Source organism: Enterobacter cloacae complex sp. CDL013, assembly GCF_049238805.1.
Taxonomy (GTDB): domain Bacteria; phylum Pseudomonadota; class Gammaproteobacteria; order Enterobacterales; family Enterobacteriaceae; genus Enterobacter; species Enterobacter hormaechei_C.
The window spans coordinates 284,376-302,101 of sequence record NZ_JBMKGT010000006.1; the positions used below are offsets into that span (position 1 = coordinate 284,376).

The 17,726-nt window shown below is 57.6% G+C and carries 15 protein-coding genes and 1 pseudogene; 1 reads left to right on the top strand and 15 read right to left on the bottom strand.

Going from position 1 to position 17,726, the window contains the following annotated elements:
* From cheZ to ACOTXD_RS14490, 11 genes and pseudogenes are all read right to left on the bottom strand, one after another.
* Positions 1-645, bottom strand: coding sequence for a protein phosphatase CheZ (gene cheZ, locus ACOTXD_RS14440; RefSeq protein ID WP_003859718.1), 645 nt, complete (start codon positions 643-645; stop codon positions 1-3).
* 10 nt (positions 646-655) lie between these two features.
* Positions 656-1,045 (bottom strand): chemotaxis response regulator CheY, encoded by a 390-nt coding sequence (gene cheY / locus ACOTXD_RS14445; protein WP_000763862.1) that lies wholly within the window; start codon positions 1,043-1,045, stop codon positions 656-658.
* Positions 1,046-1,062: 17 nt separating this feature from the next.
* Positions 1,063-2,112 (bottom strand): protein-glutamate methylesterase/protein-glutamine glutaminase, encoded by a 1,050-nt coding sequence (locus tag ACOTXD_RS14450; protein WP_003859716.1) that lies wholly within the window; start codon positions 2,110-2,112, stop codon positions 1,063-1,065.
* Entirely contained in the window at positions 2,109-2,975 is an 867-nt protein-coding gene (gene cheR / locus ACOTXD_RS14455) for a protein-glutamate O-methyltransferase CheR (RefSeq protein WP_003859714.1), read from the bottom strand. The genes ACOTXD_RS14450 and cheR overlap by 4 nt, the downstream gene beginning before the upstream one ends.
* Before the next feature lie 19 nt (positions 2,976-2,994).
* The gene (gene tap, locus ACOTXD_RS14460) at positions 2,995-4,596 is read right to left on the bottom strand and encodes a methyl-accepting chemotaxis protein IV (RefSeq protein ID WP_061856497.1); all 1,602 of its coding nucleotides are present in this window, start codon (positions 4,594-4,596) and stop codon (positions 2,995-2,997) included.
* Positions 4,597-4,640: 44 nt separating this feature from the next.
* Entirely contained in the window at positions 4,641-6,308 is a 1,668-nt protein-coding gene (tar, locus tag ACOTXD_RS14465) for a methyl-accepting chemotaxis protein II (RefSeq protein WP_045897224.1), read from the bottom strand.
* A gap of 85 nt (positions 6,309-6,393) precedes the next feature.
* Complete coding sequence (locus ACOTXD_RS14470) at positions 6,394-7,356, bottom strand: Csu type fimbrial protein (RefSeq protein WP_045896077.1); 963 nt, start codon at positions 7,354-7,356, stop codon at positions 6,394-6,396.
* Positions 7,353-9,737 carry a fimbria/pilus outer membrane usher protein gene (locus ACOTXD_RS14475; protein WP_022651453.1) on the bottom strand — a complete coding sequence of 795 codons (2,385 nt, stop codon included), beginning with the start codon at positions 9,735-9,737 and terminating at the stop codon, positions 7,353-7,355. Before ACOTXD_RS14475 ends, ACOTXD_RS14470 begins: the two co-directional genes overlap by 4 nt.
* Positions 9,713-10,474: pseudogene (locus ACOTXD_RS14480) on the bottom strand (molecular chaperone). The gene ACOTXD_RS14475 and the pseudogene ACOTXD_RS14480 overlap by 25 nt, the downstream one beginning before the upstream one ends.
* Before the next feature lie 16 nt (positions 10,475-10,490).
* Positions 10,491-11,039 (bottom strand): Csu type fimbrial protein, encoded by a 549-nt coding sequence (locus ACOTXD_RS14485; RefSeq protein ID WP_032609535.1) that lies wholly within the window; start codon positions 11,037-11,039, stop codon positions 10,491-10,493.
* A 7-nt stretch (positions 11,040-11,046) separates the two neighbouring features.
* Entirely contained in the window at positions 11,047-11,619 is a 573-nt protein-coding gene (locus ACOTXD_RS14490; protein WP_003859701.1) for a Csu type fimbrial protein, read from the bottom strand.
* 426 nt (positions 11,620-12,045) lie between these two features.
* Here ACOTXD_RS14490 and ACOTXD_RS14495 point away from each other — a divergent pair, with 426 nt between their 5' ends.
* The gene (locus tag ACOTXD_RS14495; protein WP_003859700.1) at positions 12,046-13,305 is read left to right on the top strand and encodes a dicarboxylate/amino acid:cation symporter; all 1,260 of its coding nucleotides are present in this window, start codon (positions 12,046-12,048) and stop codon (positions 13,303-13,305) included.
* A 45-nt stretch (positions 13,306-13,350) separates the two neighbouring features.
* On the opposite strand, the gene cheW is transcribed toward ACOTXD_RS14495, so the two are convergent.
* The 4 genes from cheW to motA are packed head-to-tail and all read right to left on the bottom strand — an operon-like array spanning position 13,351 to position 17,701.
* On the bottom strand, positions 13,351-13,854 hold the full coding sequence (gene cheW / locus ACOTXD_RS14500; protein ID WP_061856500.1) for a chemotaxis protein CheW: 504 nt from the start codon (positions 13,852-13,854) through the stop codon (positions 13,351-13,353).
* A gap of 19 nt (positions 13,855-13,873) precedes the next feature.
* Positions 13,874-15,883: a chemotaxis protein CheA gene (gene cheA, locus ACOTXD_RS14505; RefSeq protein ID WP_003859698.1), complete on the bottom strand. Its 2,010-nt coding sequence runs from the start codon at positions 15,881-15,883 to the stop codon at positions 13,874-13,876.
* A 4-nt stretch (positions 15,884-15,887) separates the two neighbouring features.
* Positions 15,888-16,817: a flagellar motor protein MotB gene (gene motB, locus ACOTXD_RS14510; RefSeq protein ID WP_045342316.1), complete on the bottom strand. Its 930-nt coding sequence runs from the start codon at positions 16,815-16,817 to the stop codon at positions 15,888-15,890.
* Positions 16,814-17,701 carry a flagellar motor stator protein MotA gene (motA, locus tag ACOTXD_RS14515; protein ID WP_003859696.1) on the bottom strand — a complete coding sequence of 296 codons (888 nt, stop codon included), beginning with the start codon at positions 17,699-17,701 and terminating at the stop codon, positions 16,814-16,816. Before motA ends, motB begins: the two co-directional genes overlap by 4 nt.
* Between the last annotated feature and the right edge of the window lie 25 nt (positions 17,702-17,726).

Genomic DNA, 17,726 nt, shown 5'->3' on the forward strand with positions numbered 1-17,726 from the left:
TCAGAAACCAAGGCTATCCAGCAGATCGTCCACCTGATCCTGGCTTGCCACCACGCCCGCTTTGCTGGTGTCAAGCTGTGGACCATTGAGCAGGCTTTCGTTCTCGCGTTTCGGACGGGCAGCCGGTTCCGGAATGTTCTCCAGCAGCACCATCAGCAGCTGACGTTCAATCTCCTGAATCACATCCATCATGCGCTTGATCACCTGGCCGGTAAGGTCCTGGAAATCCTGCGCCATCATGATGTCCAGCAGCTGGGCGTTAGTGAAGCTGGTGTGGCCCGGCACGTCACCCAGGTACTGACGGGTATCCGTTACCAGTTCGCGGGCATCCGCCAGCTCAATAGGGTTCTCAAACCACTCATCCCAGCGTTTGCTCAGCGCTTTCGCACCCTTCTCCATGGCATCCTGGTGCGGCTGCGAGGCTTCAACGCTGTTCAGCGCACGCTCGGCCGCCTGCGCGGTCATCTGCACGACGTAGTCCAGACGGTCGCGCGCGTCAGGGATGGCTTCCGCCGCTTCGGCGATCGCCTGGTCCAGCCCCAGCTCACGCAGGCTGTCGCGCAGCATGCGGGTCAGGCTACCAATGCGGGCAATAATGTCGCTCGGCGAATGTTCTTCAACGGGTTTCATAGCAGGTTGCAACATATCCATCACCTCACATGCCGAGTTTCTCGAAGATCTTCCCGAGCTTCTCTTCCAGAGTCGCCGCGGTGAATGGCTTCACCACGTAGCCGCTTGCGCCCGCCTGTGCAGCGGCAATAATGTTCTCTTTCTTCGCTTCTGCGGTCACCATCAGCACCGGCAGAGAGGCCATGCCTGCATCCGCGCGGATGGTTTTCAGCAGTTCGAGACCGTCCATGTTCGGCATGTTCCAGTCGGAAATCACAAAACCAAACCCGCCAGCCTGGAGCTTGTTCAGCGCATCCACCCCGTCTTCTGCTTCTTCAACATTGTTGAAGCCCAGCTCTTTCAGCAGGTTGCGCACAATGCGACGCATGGTGGAAAAGTCATCCACAACCAAAAACTTAAGCTCTTTATCCGCCATAAAATAATACTCCTGAGTCAAATACGTATTGCCTGTCCGGCACTGATTTTCGCCAGCATCTGCTGGCTTACCTGGCTAAGATCGACCACTTCGCTTACGCCACCCATATTGATGGCCTCGCGCGGCATGCCGAACACCACACAACTTGCTTCATTCTGCGCAATCGTCCAGGCGCCAGCCTGGTGCATCGCAAGCATTCCGGCGGCGCCGTCGTTACCCATCCCCGTCAGGATCACCCCAACGGCGTTGCGCCCCGCATGTTTCGCCACCGAATGAAACAGCACATCCACCGACGGACGGTGCCGGTTAACCGGCGGCCCGTCATGAATTTTGATTTGATAGTTCGCCCCGCTGCGCGCCAGCTCCATGTGCTTGTCACCCGGGGCGATATAGGCGTGACCCGGCAGCACGCGCTCGCCGTCTTCCGCCTCTTTCACGCTGATCTGGCACAGCTTATTCAGGCGCTCCGCGAACGAGCGGGTAAAGCCCGGCGGCATATGTTGCGTAATCAGAATACCCGGGCTTGAGAGCGGCAATGGCTGGAGTACATGGCGAATTGCCTCTGTTCCTCCGGTTGACGCGCCAATTACCAGCAACTTTTCCGAGCTGAGTAACGGCCCCGCCTTCAGGGTTGCCGGGGCTGCCGTCGGTTTATGCGCGGCAAGCTTCGCCCGGGACGCGGTGCGGATCTTCTCGGCGATCATCTCGCTGTACGCCAGCATCCCCTCGCGAATGCCGAGCTGCGGCTTGGTGACAAAATCCACCGCCCCCAGCTCCAGCGCGCGCAGGGTGATTTCTGAACCCTTACCGGTCAGAGATGACACCATCACCACCGGCATCGGGCGCAGGCGCATTAATTTTTCCAGGAAATCGATGCCATCCATGCGCGGCATTTCAACATCCAGCGTCAGCACGTCGGGGTTATATTTTTTGATTAAATCCCGCGCGACCAGTGGATCGGGCGCTGTCGCCACCATCTCCATATCGCTGTGGCTATTGATGATTTCGGTCATGATCTGACGCATCAGCGCCGAATCATCGACAGACAATACCCTGATTTTACTCATGCTTTTTCCTTACTCAGCGCATATACCGTTTGCCCACGCAGGCTAAACTCACGCACGAGGTTGCTGAAGTTTTCCGAGTGCCCGGCAAACAGTAAACCGTCAGGCTTGAGCAACGGAACAAAGCGACGCAAAATGTCCTGCTGCGTCGTTTTATCAAAATAGATCATCACGTTACGGCAAAAAATGGCGTCGAATGGCCCCGGCACGTTGTACTGCTTATCCAGTAAATTAACGGGGGCAAATTCCACGCAGTTCGCCAGCTCCTGGCGTACGCGCACCAGTCCTTCATGCGGGCCGGTACCGCGCATGAAGTAACGCTGTAGCTGCTGGGGAGACAGCGTTTTCAGCTCATCCTGGCGATAAACGCCGTTACGGGCTTTTTCCAGCACTTCCGTGTCGATGTCGCTGGCGTATACTTTCCAGCGACCCGGCGCCATGCCCAGGGTGTCCGCCAGGGTGATGGCCAGCGAGTACGGCTCTTCCCCGGTAGAGGCCGCCGCGCTCCAGACGCGATACTCTCCGCCACGGCGGCGGGCGTGTTCCGCCAGCACCGGGAAGTGATGCGCCTCGCGGAAAAACGCGGTCAGGTTGGTGGTTAATGAGTTGATAAATGCCTGCCATTCGGCGCTGTTCTGGTTCGCTTCGAGCATGCTCAGATAGCGGCCAAAATCGTCCAGCCCCAGCGTGCGCAAGCGCCGCACCAGCCGGTTGTAGACCATGTCTCGCTTATGGTCCGCAAGCACGATCCCCGCACGCTGGTAGATTAACTGACATATCCGACGAAAATGCGCGTCGGACAGCGCGAGGCGCTGTGTCATCTGCAACAATAATGACGTTTGCCCTGAGGGCATGGGTGATGTCATAGCGCCTTCTCAATCACATTCAGGATACAACGGGCACGGCCTGTGACCGTCCGACTTCTGTTACTGCTTCAACGTGCTCTTTTACATTAAATACGGCGACTAACCCGGTAAGGTGATCCGCCTGGTTTGCCAGCTGATCGGTCGCAGCCGCCGCCTCTTCCACCAGTGAGGCGTTCTGCTGTGTAACCTGATCCATCTGTGTAACGGCCTGCGCCACCTGCTCAATACCACGGCGTTGTTCATCAGACGCCGAGGCAATCTCGCCCATAATGTCGTTAACCCGCGTCACGGAGGTGACTATCTCGTGCATGGTCTGCGCGGCGGTATCCACCAGCGCGGAGCCCTGCTGAACGCGGGAGACCGACTCTTCTATCAGCCCTTTGATCTCTTTCGCCGCATTGGCGCTGCGGCTGGCCAGGTTACGCACTTCACCGGCAACCACCGCGAACCCGCGCCCCTGCTCGCCGGCACGCGCCGCTTCCACCGCCGCGTTCAGCGCCAGAATATTGGTCTGGAACGCGATACCGTCGATAACGCTGATAATGTCGCCAATTTTCTGCGAGCTGGCGGCAATCTCCTGCATCGTGCTGGCGACGTGAGAAGCCTGATCGCCCCCACGTTTCGCCGTCATCGCGGCCTGTTTTGACAAGTCGGACGCCTGACGCGCGTTATCGGCGTTCTGGCTTACCGTCGCGGTCAGTTGCTCCATGCTGGCCGCCGTCTGCGCCAGCGATACCGCCTGCTGTTCAGTACGGGATGAGAGGTCGTTATTGCCTGCCGCAATCTCGGAGATCCCGGTATGCATGGCGTAACTGCCCTGGCGAACGTTGCTTACCGTTTCCCGTAGCGAACTCTGCATCGCCTTCAGGCTGGCGAAAATCGCTGATATTTCATTCCTGCCATACACGGCCACCGGACGCGCCAGATCGCCCTTCGCAATACTGTCGAAGTGACTGCTGACGATGGCCAGCGGCTGGACGATCATTTTGCGCGACCACCACAGCGAGCCGCCGGTCAGCAGGGCCGCCAGGATTACCATGGTCAGGAATATCACCCCTGACATGCGGTAACTGGTACGGCTGTCCGCACCGGCACGCGCCACAAACTGGTTAATATCCTGCTGCCATGCGTTAAAGCTGTCGTCAAACGCCGCCTGAGACGCCTGCACCGGCGCGGTCAGGAAGTCAGAAAGCTGGTTGTTCTCCAGCCACGTCGCCTGATGGTCGAGATCGCCGTACCACACATCAAAGGTCTTTTTCATGGCGACTTTGAGCGCTTTCTCTTTCTCACTGACCGCCTCCTGCGCCGTAAAAGCCTTAAACTGCGCGTCGGCCTGCTTCAGGCTGCTGCGGGCCACAACCATCAGCGCCTTAATATCCTCCGGCGGATAGCTCAGCGCGGTTAACGTCCCTGCTTTGTTCAGCGCAGTGCTTGCCTGCAACAGCACGGCACGCGTTTGTGCCAGTGCGGAGCGCTGCTGATTACTCGTCTCAACTTCCTGCAAATTCTGATAGCCATCGCGAAACGCCCAGAAAGACAACCCGTTACTGCCAACCTGCAAAACCCCACACAGGATCAGAATCAAAAACAGTGTGGTCGAGATACGAATACGATTTAACATCCACGCTCCCATCAAGCGGCAAGCAGCCGCGGTTTAATTGTCAGTCAAAATGTTTCCCAGTTTTCATCTCGTCCGGTCACCGCTGCGCGCGTACGTGCTGTCACGGGCGCCGGGGCTGCTTCGCCGTACACCGATCGCGAGCTGACCGTATTTGTTGTTTTTGAAGTAAGACGGAACGCCGAGACGGCCATTTTCAGGCGGCTCGCCTGGTCCTCCAGCGCAGCGGCCGCGGCAGCGGACTCCTGCACCAGGGCGGCGTTTTGCTGCGTCACACGATCCATTTCCGATACCGCCAGGGCGACCTGGTCAATACCACGACTCTGCTCATCCGATGCAGAGGCGATTTCACCCATGATGTCCGTCACGCGCGTCACGGCATTCACGATGTCATTCATGGTTTCACCCGCACTTTCCACCAGCACCGAGCCGGTATCCACGCGTGAAACAGAGTCTTCAATCAGAGCTTTGATCTCTTTCGCCGCATTGGCGCTGCGGCTGGCGAGGTTACGCACTTCGCCGGCGACTACGGCAAACCCGCGGCCCTGCTCGCCCGCACGCGCCGCTTCAACGGCCGCGTTCAGCGCCAGGATGTTGGTCTGGAAGGCGATGCCGTCGATAACGCTGATGATGTCGGCGATTTTCTTCGAGCTGTCGGCAATGTCATGCATGGTTTTCACCACGCCGTCGACCACCCGACCGCCGCGTTGGGCGGTGTCGGACGCGCTTTCTGCAAGCTGCGACGCCTGGCGGGCATTGTCGGCATTCTGCTTCACGGTCGCGGTGAGCTGCTCCATGCTGGCCGCCGTCTCTTCCAGAGCGGACGCCTGCTGTTCGGTACGGGACGAAAGATCGTTGTTGCCCATCGCGATTTCACTCGTGCCGGTATAGATGGCATCCGCCCCCTCGCGCACGTTGGCGACGGTATCAATCAGCGAACGCTGCATATGGTCGACGCTGGTTGCCAGCTCGGAGATCTCATTGCGGCCAATAACGGACAGCGTTTTCGTGAGATCGCCCCGGCCTATATCACGGATATGGGCAATGACGCGGCCAAGCGGGTTAAGAAGGATATGACGAATGCCGTACCACACGGCCACCAGTACGATGACCAGCGCGAGGGCGAGAACCGCCATCTGCCATTTAGCGAAACGGTAGTCGTTCTGGCTTTGCGTGAACGCGGAGTGATAAAGCTCGCCGCTGGCTTTAGCGTACTCGCCGAGCGCCGCGCCGAGGGCGTTCTGCATTCCCTGGGTCGGCTGCGCGAAATAGGCGTCCATATTGCCCTTCTCCAGGAACTGCACCAGCTCCGTGAGGCCGGCGAAGTAGGCCTGATATTTTTCATCTATGTTCGCGCTCGCCTGCGCCATTGCCGGCTGAGGGGCGATTTTTTTGAAGGCGTCGTAATGTTTCGCCGCGTCTGCCAGCGTGGCGCGCGCATTCTTCAGCAGTTCCGTTTTTGCGCTGCTCTGCTGGTTATTTGGGTCCATCATCATGCGGGCAGACGAGCGGCTCAGGTTGATACGCGTCTGCAACATCAGATCCCAGGTCGTGGTCAGTTCGCTTTGCTGCATTCGCAAATCGTTCGAGGCCGCGAAGCTGTCCTGGTTCTGTTTTAACGACGAGAAAAAGAGGCCGCCAGAAGTAAGCTGAAGAAGTGCGAAAATGACCAGCACCATCATAAGCATTGTGACAACGCGGATACGGTTCAACATACAACACCTTCTCATAGATTTATTAACGGTGTTATCGGCACAGGCCACAGGAACTTTACATTTGCGAAAGGGAAAAGCGCGGGAGTCAGAATGCGACGTCGACAATCAGCGTGTCGGTGTAGGTTCCGGCAGGCGGCGTGGCCTGGCTGGTCAGAACTTTGGCGGTGTAGTTGTAGGTACGTAAAAGCCCGTCCGTACTGACCTGCGATGAGCTGGCGCTGGCCCAGCGCTCGCTGCCGCTGCTACCCCAGCGGTTGCTGGTCGCCTCTTTGTAGATGTCGTAACTCATGAAGTTGCTGCCGCTGACCATACGACGCACGTTGTTCAGGGCATTTGCCCCATTATTAATGCCTATGGTGTAGGTGCTGCCTTTGGTACAGGTGACGGCAACCGACTGTGAAACGGTGGGAAAATTTTGCACCAGCGGCGCGCTGTTAAAATTCACGTCCGGCGTGGTCATGGTGCTGCAATCGTTGGTGACGGTCATGTTGACGAGAATGGAGGTGGTTGCCGTGCCGGTTTGCGGGGTCAGGCACGCACCGACCGCGCCAACAGCGCACACGTTGTAGTTGATGCTGAACGTTAACAACACCTGGTACGGCCCGGCAGTGACGTTCTGCCCCATTACGGTCCGGAAATAAAGGGGAATGTTGTAGCGCCTTGAACCCAGCAGCCCGAGCAGCGTGTTTCCACTCCAGGTATAGGCTTTGCTGATTTGTACTTCACTGTTTCCGCCGCAGCCGGACGCCCCGCACAGGCGCGTAGGAATGACATCGGTAATAGCCGCGTTATCCGTACGCTTCATGGTCGCCCGGCTATTCGCAAAGACGGATGCCGAAGTGTAAGTCAGCGTCACCGAGTCGTTGGTTAACAGGTTGAGAACGGTATCGCAGGTCACCACCAGCGTGCCCGTCGTTTCCACTTCCCCGGTGCCGCTGAGTGCGAACGAGGTGACGCTGCCAAACGAGGCATTCACCGTACTGACGGTACAGGCCGCCCAGCTGCCGCCGGAGCACAGCAGCAGAAGCGCGATTAACAGGCGTCTCACGGCGCCTCCCGACAGGTCAGCGGACCGTAGGTTTGCAGCTTATGCTCAGGGTTTGCGCCAACGGTCAGCGTTGCCGTACAGCGTTTACCCTCCGGGGTGATGACCTCAAGCGGATTTACATCGTTGAGGTTTTCCAGCCAGGCGAGGCCGTCATAGCCGACAACCGCGCTGCTGCGGGATGCGCGTCTAACCTGGCTTCCCACCGGGATCGCATTGCCCTGCGCATCGTGCAGAATGACGCTGGCAACCCGCTCCTGCTCCATCGGGAAATCCACCAGATAACCGTTATGCCGACGAATCGCCACCCGACGCTCGGTCTCTTTCAGCCGGGTATCCGCAGGTAAGTTCAGGGTATCAATGCGGTAGCTTGCCGGGTAATAGGCGGAAACGCCGCTGACCAACAGATAACCTTTGTTATTGGTTTTACCAACCGGCTGGTTTTCGTAGCTGACGGGTACGTCCGGATGTCCGTCGGTGCTGATCACCACAAACGCATCGTTGATTTTGTTCGCCGCAAACAGCTCACCGTCCATCAGCACAACAGAACCCATCGCCTCGCCCCACCAGGTCATCATGCCCTTCTCACCGTAGCCGCCGCCCTGTAGCTCCACATTGTTATTCCGCCAGCCGAGCGTAGCCTGCTGATAGTTACTCGACCGCGACTGGTTGGCCCAGGCCATGTTCCAGCTAAAGCCGCCGTCTGAAGGCATCGAGTGGTTGTAGTTAATGCGTTGAGTGCTGCCTGCGTCAGGGGTGTTTTCAAAGGTGACGGCGGCGCTGTCACGTTCGCCGAGGGGAACCTGCAACGACAGCGCAACCGTCCAGTCGCCCCGCTGCTGGTCACGGCTGGCAGCCAGATAAATACTGCTTGAGCCCCACAAATTACGGCTCCAGGAGAGGTTGAGCAGCTCAGTTTTTTTGCTGTCAAAACTTTCAACCCCGATCCACGCCGCGCCGATATTGCCGTAACCGCCGAGGTTAAAAGTTAAGGAATACTGGTCGGTATTGCGGCTCAGGCTGGCAACGGGGTTATCATTTTCATCATAAACGGTGGGCTGATCGTACAGGGCGAGGTTGCCGAAGCCACGGTCGCGCCGGGTATGCTGGGTCGCTACGCTAAACTCGCTGGTGTTGTACTGATAGCCCCAGTTTATCTGGCCGCCGCTATCGCCGCGCATGCGGCTTTGGGTCCACGAGGTATTTACCACGCCAAAACGCCCGAGCTTCAGCACCGTGCCCGCTCCGCCGAGCGCCAGCGACTCCGCCCCTTCCGCATGCCCCTCCAGCGTCAGCCAGTCGGTCACCCCGTAGCGATACGATCCGCTGCCCGCCGCCGGGCCATAGTCAAAATTCTCAATACCGTAGTTACGCCGCAGGCTGCCCAGCGTCACGGCGCCGTCGCTTAACCCCTGCTTAAGCAGATCGCTGCTGACATAAAACGGCAGCGTGGTACTCACCTGACGACCCAGCGCATCAGTGGTAACCAGCACCGCATCCCCGGCACCGTTGATATACGGCAGATTGGTGAGGGTAAACGGCCCCGGCTGAAGGCGGGTGGAGCCGGAACGGTAGCCATTAATAAAGAGATCGACCGAGGTCGGGACAGCCGCCTCGCCGGAAAACGCCGGCAGCGGCCAGGTCACCAGATCAGGACGCAGGGAGAAGTCGCGCCCGTAGCTGATCCCGCCCATGCGCACGCTGGTGCTCCAGCTCAGCGCATCGCTGATGACGTCCCCGACGGTCCAGGTGGTGGCATCTTCCTCGTTGGTGATCAGAAACGTTGAGTCGTAGCGCACGTACCCTTCCTGCTGCCCGCTGTTACCGGTGAAATTCTGCCGGGCGTAACCCGTCGATGAAAACGAATAATCCTCATTGAAATAGCGGAACTCGTGCCAGACCGACGCCTGGCCGCCCGTGTGCTCGGAATGGTTGGTATAAACGTCGTAATTGAGCAACGCGCCGCGGCCATAGTGCGGCTTGCTATGCGTGTTCTGTTCGCTGAACGGCGTGATCCGCGCGGCGACCCAGTCCCGGGGGACCGTCAGCAACAGACGCTGGGCCGTGCTGTCGTACTCTGCGCGTACCGACGTAAGCGTCGAGAGATTCACCTCTCCGGCAGGCACATGCGCGGGCGGCAGCCCGGCGCGGAGCAAATCCGCGCCCGAAATAAACCAGGCACCCTCGCGCTGCGTCACCGGCACCACCAGACCCGTGTCATAGTGGTTCAGCACCAGGGCGAGCTGGAATACTGCTTCGCCGTTCATCGTCCGTGCATCCGGCGGCGGCGGTAAACTGTCGTCACCGGTTTCGGCAAAGGCGCTGGTACTGACGCAAAGCAGGATCATCATCGCCGGTTTCAGTTGACGGGCGTCGATTGCCATTGCGTATCCCTGGCATTAATTTGCGCGCTCATCCGGTTCGGCTGATAAATCCCTGCCGGAAGCGGCCAGCTTCGGGTGCTGCCTGGCAGCACATAACCCAGCAGCCCCTCGGCAACCGTGCGTTTTTGCCCGCCCTGCTCAACCGCAACCTGGCTGAGCCGGACGTGAACATCCCCCTGATTACGGACCTGAAGCGCGGGTTTCCCCCCCTCCTGAACGACCCGCCAGCTCAGCTGTTGGGTGTTCGCCAGCGCGTGGTGTGCCCCTTCGTTGAGGGTGGGGATCCCCTGCCCATAAACAAATAAAGGAATCGAATAGCGCATTTGCAGTTTGAGGCCCATGGACGGTTCCGCTTTGGCATCCGGCTGGGGAATTTCATCCACAATAATGCGGTAGGCCTGCTCAACCCCCGACGGGATCGTCCCCTGCTTGATCAGGCGAATAAGCTGTTTACTGCCTTTAGCGATAGTCACGATCGGCGGGCTGGCGACCACATCCTGCTGGGCGGTGTAACGCTCATATCCGCCCTCCTGTTTCCAGCGCACAATGCGTATCTACATTGTCGTGGCGCTGTTGCCCTGATTCTGGATCCACAATTCAGTTGCTCTGGCCTCTGCCGAAAGCCACGGATCGATGGGCCACAAAAGAATGGTTGCCGCTGCCTGCGCCTGGCCCGCTGCCAGAGCCGTTGCCCCCAACAGACCCACCAGGCCTGATCGCCTGAAAAATGGCTTCATCGATGTTCTCCCTTTCCTACCATGACAAGGTCACGGTGAGTTGATCTGAATATGTTCCCGGCAGGCTAAACCCCGTCAGGAGCGCGACGCCAAAAAGAGGCAGCGCGATGTTATTGCTGTTGGTATAGGTAATCGGTATGGCCTGGTTAACGCCAATTTCACTGTTCGCGGCCAGTGAGCTGCTGCTGTAGAGCCGGTAACCGACCACCTCTGTCCCGCCTGAACGCGTCATCCGCCTCACAGAGCTATAATTCTGACCGCCGTTAATGCTCATACTTAGCGCCACACCCGGTGTGCAGGCGATGGACAACGCGCCGTCGGCGACAAAGCTGGTGCTGACCGGCGTGTTGTCCACGCCATTGCGGGTTCCAAAATCCAGCGTCCCAAAGCGCCCGCCCGTGCCGGTACTCACCGAGCATCCTGGTACTACCGTCGCGCTCACCCTGAAGGACTGGGAGGTCACCGCCCTGGCGTCGCAGATCATCATCAGCCCGACGATCAGGGCCAAAAAAGGGTGCACGACGCCCTCTGCGCTTTCGCGCAGACATAAACACAATGCCTTCATGGCTGAATCAGTAGGTGACGCTGACGTTAATCGTGTCGGTATAGGTTCCCGGTACAACCGTTACGCTATTGCCGCCGCCTGTTATGCGCCCGTAGAGGGTATAGCTGTTCACCCCGCCCGCTGTGGAAGCTACGGGCAACGCGGCGTTGTTAGCAATCACGTTGTTGTACCCGCTGTCGCTATAGAGGCTGTATGCCACGCCCTGTGCCGCATTGGCGGTGTTCACCAGATATCGGGCGGGTGTGCCGGGGGTGCCGACAACGGTTCCGGGTGCGGTCGCGTTGGTGTTGCCGGTGATCGCCACCGTGTAACTGGCAGTGGTACATTGAATGGTAAAGGTATTTCCGCCGCTGGCCCCGGTTAACTGGGTTGTCAGGGTGGAGAATGTCGCAGGATGGGTCCCGAAATCGAGTGTCCCGAAGTTAATGCCGTTTTGCGTTGGCGAGCCGTTGATCAAACAACCGTTCGTCAACGTCAGCGTCGCCCCGATAGTACCGCTACTGGTGACTGCCAGCGCCTGACCGACAGTCGCCGCCGTCAGCAGTGTACCCGCGCAGATAAAAAGAAGTTTTCTTTTCATTTACCACCCTCCAGAAGAAATAATGGTCCGCTTGCCATATTTTATTCATACTGTTCAGTATGTTAGCCCCGCTTAAACATTCCCCGGCGCGGTTACTGAGAATTTAGTTTATGGTTCACGCTTCAACCACTTTCAACGAAGGTGAGACACCCGCCCCCCAATTAACAGACTATTAACAAACATTACAAAGAGTTAGCAAAATAAAACGGGCATTATTCTTGCTTAATCTGAGGATATATCGCGTGTAATGTGATCTGCATCACAATATATCGTTATGATAAAAACAACGAATTTCATAAAAATTAAAAACAAGTTGTAACTCACGCAGCTTTACTTCAATTTATGCCTCGAATATTTTCCTGCGCTTAAATAAAAATTTTGTATGCATCGACGCAGGAAACTCTTTTAGCGCATAGAGGATTTTTTGTGGCAAGTGCAAACAAACTCACGCTCTTCATCGTGATTTTCATGCTGGCGGGTATTCTTTCAGGTGCGGCGATCCATGAGTATGCTTCGTCCGACGCGATACAGGCCTGGTCGGAGAACATTACGCTACTGACCGATATTTTCCTGCGGCTGATTAAGATGGTGATTGCCCCGCTGGTGTTCAGCACCCTGACGGTGGGCATTATGAAGCTGGGTGAAACGTCGACGATTGGGCGCGTCGGGGGTAAAGCGATGGTGTGGTTTATCAGCTCATCCGTGCTTTCCATTCTGGTGGGGCTGTTTATTGTTACCCTTGAACAACCCGGCAGCGGTCTGAACCTGAGCATACCCACAGAGACGGTTGATACCGGCCTGGCCGTTAGTGGGATGTCGCTGAAAGCCTTCCTGTCACACACCATTCCAACCAGCATTGCCGGCGCGATGGCGAACAATGAGATCCTGCAAATTGTGGTCTTCTCGATGTTCTTCGGCATTGGCGGCGCGTCACTGGGCCAAAAATTCAACGCCCCGCTGGTCGCGGCGCTGGATGTGGTCTCCCACATTATGCTGAAGGTGACGGGCTACGTGATGTACGTTGCGCCGCTGGCCATTTTTGCCGCAATTTCGTCCGTCATTGCCACCCAGGGGCTGGGCATTTTGCTGAACTATGCCTCGTTTATTGGCGGTTACTATGTGGCGATCCTTCTGACCTGTCTGGTATTGCTGGCGGTAGGTTACATGGTGCTGAAAAAAGAGATTTTTCGTCTGGTGGCGATGCTGAAAGATCCGGTGCTGGTCGCGTTTACCACCAGCAGCTCTGAAGCGGCATACCCGAAAACGCTGGAGCAGTTAGCGCGCTTCGGCTGTTCACGGAATATCGCCTCTTTCGTCCTGCCGATCGGCTACTCGTTTAACCTGGTCGGCTCCATGGTGTACTGCTCGTTCGCCTCAATGTTTATCGCCCAGGCGTACAACATTCACCTGAGTTTCACCGAGGTGACGGTGCTGATGTTAACGCTGATGCTGGCCTCGAAAGGCATTGCGGGTGTACCGCGCTCGTCGCTGGTGGTGCTGGCGGCAACCATTCCGAGCTTTAACATTCCGGTGGCCGGGATCCTGCTGCTGATGGGGATTGATCATTTCCTGGATATGGGACGGTCCGCCATTAACGTGCTGGGGAACGGGATTGCGACAGCGATGCTGTCGCAGAATGAAGGGGCGCGGGAAGCGGAGGCAGAGCTGGTGGAGCAGGAGGCGTAAGGATACAAAAGAGCCGGGTGGCGCTGACGCTTACCCGGCTTCATTTTATGCTACATGATTCGCCGCAATATCCAGCAGCGCCATCTCTTCACTGTTCAGCAGCTTCTCAATATTCACCAGAATTAGCATACGCTCGCCGAGCGCACCCAACCCCGTCAGGTATTCCGTCGACAGCGTGACCGCAAACTCCGGCGCAGGACGGATTTGATCTGCGGTCAGCGACAGTACATCAGACACGCCATCCACCACGATCCCCACCACGCGCTGCCCCAGATTCAGGACGATCACCACCGTGTTATCGTTGTACTCCACATCGCCCTGGCTGAACTTCACGCGCAGGTCCACGATAGGCACAATCACACCGCGCAGGTTGGTCACACCCTTGATAAACGCTGGCGTGTTCGCAATGCGCGTTACCTGGTCGTAACCACGAATTTCCTGCACTTTCAGGATGTCGATACCGTACTCTTCATCACCTAAAGTGAAAATCAGGAATTCCTGCCCCGATGGCTCGCCCGCCAGTTTCGTTACGTTACTCATACCGGTCATGTTATTACCTTTTACTTAATCAGGCGGCTGTGTTCGCCACACGTTGTTCACGATTTAATCCCTGAAGTGCCGATACATCGACGATCAGTGCGACGCTACCATCACCCAGGATGGTGGCAGCAGAGATCCCCGGCACTTTGCGGTAGTTACTTTCCAGGTTCTTAACCACCACCTGATGCTGACCAATCAGCTGATCAACCAGCAGCGCGTAGCGGCGTCCGGCGCTTTGCAGGATCACAACGATACCCTGCGTGGCCTCGGTTTTTGCCCCGTCCACTTCGAACACTTTCCACAGTTCCACCAGCGGCAGATACTCGCCGCGTACTTCGAGCACGCGCTCCCCGCCCGCCAGCGGATGCAGATCTTCTTCACGCGGCTGGAGGGACTCCATCACCGCGTTCAGCGGCAGAATAAAGACTTCGTCCGCCACTTTAACGGACATGCCGTCAAGAATGGCCAGCGTCAGCGGCAGCAGGATACGAATCGTGGTGCCTGCACCCTGCTTAGACTGGATCTCAACGTGACCGCCCATCTCCTGAATGTTACGTTTCACCACGTCCATGCCCACGCCACGGCCGGAAACGTCGGTGACCTGCTCTGCGGTTGAGAAGCCGGGGGCAAAAATCAGCATGCCCACTTCTTCGTCCGTCATGTTTTCGTTGACCGCCATTCCCTGCGAGATCGCCTTCGCCAGAATGCGCTCGCGGTTCAGGCCCGCGCCGTCATCGGTCACTTCGATGCAGATGTTGCCGCCCTGATGTTCCGCTGACAGGATCAGGTTGCCCACGGGCGATTTTCCGGCTGCCACGCGATTTTCCGGCAGCTCAATGCCGTGGTCGAGGCTGTTACGCACCAGGTGCGTTAACGGGTCGATAATGCGTTCGATCAGGCTCTTGTCCAGCTCGGTGGAGCTGCCCATCAGCGTGAGTTCGATCTGTTTGTTGAGCTTGCCGGCCAGGTCGCGCACCAGGCGCGGGAAGCGGCTGAAGACATATTCCATCGGCATCATGCGGATGGACATCACCGATTCCTGCAAATCGCGGGCGTTACGTTGTAACTGGCCCATGCTGGTGATGAGATCGCCGTGAGTCACCGGGTCCAGCTCGTTGGAACGCTGGGCCAGCATCGACTGGGTGATCACCAGTTCACCCACCAGGTTGATTAGCTGATCCACTTTCTCCACCGCCACGCGAATGCTCGTGGACTCGCTGGAACGCGCCGCCGGTTTTTCACCGCGGGCCGGGGCAGCCGTCTCTTTTGGCACGGCTTTCAGTGCCGGGGCAGCGGCAACTACCGCAGGGGTATTCTCTGCCGGAGCTGGCGCTTCAACTGCCGCCGCCTCGGTTTCAAACGCAATCTGATCCGCTTCAATGACGAAGCAGAGCACTGCCACGATGTCATCTTGGCCGATCCCGCCGTCGAGCGTCGCGGCCAGGCTGTCTTTGCCCTTCACCACGTTGCTGAGCGTCGCCAGGTTCCCCAGCTCCTCTTCCAGCAGGTTGACCTCGTTCTCCTTCAGACGTGACAGCACCACGCGCAGTTTTCCTGCGGGCGCGTCAGGCGCCGTAGCGGGTTCGGCCACGGCGTCAACAACGCTCAGTTTTGCCGCAGGGACAGCGGGCGCAGACGCCTCACCTTTGGCTTCCAGCGCTAACTGACGCAGCGCGTTGCAGATGTATTCAAAGCTGGCGGCATCAGGCTCTGCCGAACTTTTATAGGCGTCGAGCTGTTCCTGCATAATATCTTTCGTTTCCAAAAACAGGTTGATAATGTCGGTATTGAGCTGCATCTCACCGCGTCGTGCTTCATCCAGCAGGTTTTCCATTAAATGGGTGGTTTCCTGCAAAATGGTAAATCCAAACGTTCCGGCTCCGCCTTTAATGGAATGCGCCGCACGGAAGATGGCATTGAGCTGTTCTGAGTCCGGCGCCTCGGGCACCAGATCCAGCAAATGTTGCTCCATATCGGCCAACAATTCGTCGGCTTCATCAAAAAATGTCTGGTAAAAATCGGTAATATCCATGCTCACGCTATCACCTCGGATTGGCTGGTGGCGATGTTGGAACGGCAGCCGAAGGGACGGCCCCAGGCTGTTTTAAATCGTCCAGTGACTCATTCTGACTTTCGGCGTTTTCATGCAGGATGGCCTGCTCCGCCTGCTGGTTCAGCACTAAAAGACTGATACGACGGTTGATGGCGTCATCCGGTCCGCGGTCGGTAAGGCGCATGGTTGCAGCCATGCCGACCACGCGCAGGACCTTGCCATCATCAAGCCCACCCGCCACCAGCTCGCGACGCGAGGCGTTGGCGCGATCGGCAGAAAGCTCCCAGTTGCTGTATCCTTTCTCTCCCGTGGCGTACGGGAAATCATCCGTGTGTCCGGACAGGCTAATGCGGTTAGGAATACCGTTCAGCACCGGTGCAATCGCACGCAGAATATCGCGCATGTAGGGCTCGACTTCGGCGCTGCCGGTTTTAAACATCGGCCGGTTCTGGCTGTCGATGATCTGAATACGCAGCCCTTCCTGTACCAGGTCAATTTTCAGATGCGGACGCAGCGCGCGCAGCTTGGGGTCCGCTTCAATCAGCTGATCCAGGTCACCGCGCAGTTTTTTCAGGCGCGCCTGCTCCATCCGTTTTTTCAGCTCGTCGATGTTAGGCTGTTTTTTCACTTCGCCCTGCTGCTGGGTGTAATCGTCACCGCCGCCGGGGATCGGGCTGTCGCTATTCGAAATGCGCGGCCCGCCGGTGACCGCCGTCGCCAGCGGCGTCCTGAAATATTCCGCAATCTGGATAAGCTCTTTCGGGCTGGAGATGGAGATCAGCCACATCACCAGGAAGAACGCCATCATGGCGGTCATAAAGTCGGCGTACGCGATCTTCCAGGAGCCGTGAGAACCGTGCCCGTGCCCCTTATGCTTGCGCTTTTTTACGATGACGATCGGATGGGACTGGTTTTTCATGCGTCCTCAGTTGTCGTCTGTTGGTTGGGGTTTTTCACCGCGCGCACGTGCTCTTCCAGTTCGATAAACGACGGACGTTCGCTGGAGTAGAGCGTCTTACGACCAAATTCGACGGCGATCGGCGGAGCATAACCGTTGAGGTTTGAGAGCAGCGTAATTTTCACGCACTGCATCATTTTGGTGGTTTCGGCGCTCTTCTGGCGCAGCACGCTCGCCAGCGGGGAGATAAAGCCGTAGGCCAGTAAAATACCGAGGAACGTCCCCACCATCGCGTGGGCAATCAGCGCGCCCAGCTCAGCCGCCGGGCGATCCGCCGAGGCCAGAGCATGTACCACGCCCATTACCGCCGCCACGATGCCGAACGCCGGAAGCGAGTCGCCCACCAGCGCCAGGCTGTTGGCCGGCACTTCGGATTCGCTCTCATGGGTTTCAATCTCTTCGTCCATCAGGGCTTCAATTTCGAAGGTGTTCATGTTGCCGCTGATGATCAGGCGCAGGTAATCGACGATAAAATCGAGCATCATCGCGTCGGCCAGAATACGCGGGTAGCTGGCGAAAATTTCGCTCTCTTTCGGATTTTCGATGTCCCGCTCCAGCGAGAACATCCCCTGCTGACGTGACTTCGCCATCAGGCGATAGAGCAGCGCCAGCAGATCCATATACATGCTTTTGGTGTATTTCGAGCGACGAAACAGCAGCGGAATCGCCTTCAGCGTGCCCTTGATCGATTTACCGTTGTTACCAACGATAAAAGCCCCTACCCCTGCACCGCCGATGATGACAAGTTCAGCCGGTTGATAGAGTGCACCAAGGTGCCCGCCGGTCATCATGTAACCGCCGAAAACTGTACCGAGAACTACCAGGTAACCTAATAAGATAAGCACGACATCATCCTTCCGCTAGTGACTA

Bases quoted from the DNA above. Each gene is read 5' to 3' on its own strand.
- cheZ (WP_003859718.1), bottom strand. From the start codon at position 645: ATGTTGCAACCTGCTATGAAACCCGTTGAAGAACATTCGCCGAGCGAC.
- cheY (WP_000763862.1), bottom strand. From the start codon at position 1,045: ATGGCGGATAAAGAGCTTAAGTTTTTGGTTGTGGATGACTTTTCCACC.
- ACOTXD_RS14450 (WP_003859716.1), bottom strand. From the start codon at position 2,112: ATGAGTAAAATCAGGGTATTGTCTGTCGATGATTCGGCGCTGATGCGT.
- cheR (WP_003859714.1), bottom strand. From the start codon at position 2,975: ATGACATCACCCATGCCCTCAGGGCAAACGTCATTATTGTTGCAGATG.
- tap (WP_061856497.1), bottom strand. From the start codon at position 4,596: ATGTTAAATCGTATTCGTATCTCGACCACACTGTTTTTGATTCTGATC.
- tar (WP_045897224.1), bottom strand. From the start codon at position 6,308: ATGTTGAACCGTATCCGCGTTGTCACAATGCTTATGATGGTGCTGGTC.
- ACOTXD_RS14475 (WP_022651453.1), bottom strand. From the start codon at position 9,737: ATGGCAATCGACGCCCGTCAACTGAAACCGGCGATGATGATCCTGCTT.
- ACOTXD_RS14485 (WP_032609535.1), bottom strand. From the start codon at position 11,039: ATGAAGGCATTGTGTTTATGTCTGCGCGAAAGCGCAGAGGGCGTCGTG.
- ACOTXD_RS14490 (WP_003859701.1), bottom strand. From the start codon at position 11,619: ATGAAAAGAAAACTTCTTTTTATCTGCGCGGGTACACTGCTGACGGCG.
- cheW (WP_061856500.1), bottom strand. From the start codon at position 13,854: ATGACCGGTATGAGTAACGTAACGAAACTGGCGGGCGAGCCATCGGGG.
- motB (WP_045342316.1), bottom strand. From the start codon at position 16,817: ATGAAAAACCAGTCCCATCCGATCGTCATCGTAAAAAAGCGCAAGCAT.